1 pseudogene is annotated in these 321 nt (G+C 66.4%); it reads left to right on the top strand.

The features are described from left to right. Positions 1 to 195 precede the first annotated feature (195 nt). Positions 196 to 321 (top strand): annotated as a pseudogene (locus tag F6X40_RS43140) (LysR family transcriptional regulator); the annotation flags it as partial.

Here is a 321-nt window from a genome sequence, read left to right as displayed (position 1 = left end):
GCGCGGACGGACGTCTTGATGTACACGCCCTGATGCGCCAGGCCGATAGCGCGATGTATCGCGCCAAAGCGAACGGGACGGACAAAACCTCATTCTTCGATGAGACGGGTGCCGGCGTGTAAGCGGATAGGGTTCCCGGCGGTGCCCTGCTCGTGTTGGCGAATTTGATGCAGGTGCCCGGCCGCGGACGCGGCCGGGCGCGCGTTGCACGACGAAGTGCGCGAAGCGGCCAGCGGGACCGTCGCGCGCTTCGCGGTCGGCTTGACGGATGGCATTTCGAAGCTGGCCGTCCATGCCATTCTTGCGGGCGTGCTGGACACG

The sequence above is a fragment of the Paraburkholderia sp. UCT31 genome (genome assembly GCF_014397655.1).
Lineage (GTDB): Bacteria > Pseudomonadota > Gammaproteobacteria > Burkholderiales > Burkholderiaceae > Paraburkholderia > Paraburkholderia tuberum.
Note: the sequence above shows the minus strand (reverse complement) of the source record. Positions and strands in the feature narration are given on the sequence as shown.